Below are 403 nucleotides of genomic sequence, written 5' to 3'. Positions count from 1 at the left end.
CCCCCCCCCCCCCCCCCCCCCCCCCCCCCCCCCCCCCCCCCCCCCCCCCCCCCCCCCCCCCCCCCCCCCCCCCCCCCATTTTTTCAAGCATATGACGGCATACGAGATGGTAACGCAGGTCTCGTGGGCTCGGAGATGTGTATAAGAGACAGGATCAAAGGTGTCCTTGATTTGAACATGAAATCTTTCTCTGTTGTCATCGTTAACAAATAAATACACTTTCTTCCCATATTCAGTAATTAGTTCAAGTTCTGTCTCTTATACACATCTGACGCTGCCGACGATCGAGCCATAGTGTAGATCTGGGTGGTGGGCGGAGGATGATAGGGGGGGGGGGGGGGGGGGGGGGGGGGGGGGGGGGGGGGGGGGGGGGGGGGGGGGGGGGGGGGGGGGGGGGGGGGGG

At 64.5% G+C, this 403-nt stretch carries 1 protein-coding gene; it reads right to left on the bottom strand.

The features are described 5' to 3' along the window. Window positions 1–219 (bottom strand): hypothetical protein (locus tag JHD79_RS22570; RefSeq protein ID WP_199121613.1); only part of this gene is annotated, 219 nt, incomplete at its 3' end. Window positions 220–403 lie beyond the last annotated feature (184 nt).

The organism is Pedobacter sp. ASV28, assembly GCF_016428855.1.
In the GTDB taxonomy this organism is placed as follows: domain Bacteria; phylum Bacteroidota; class Bacteroidia; order Sphingobacteriales; family Sphingobacteriaceae; genus Pedobacter.
Note: the sequence above shows the minus strand (reverse complement) of the source record. Positions and strands in the feature narration are given on the sequence as shown.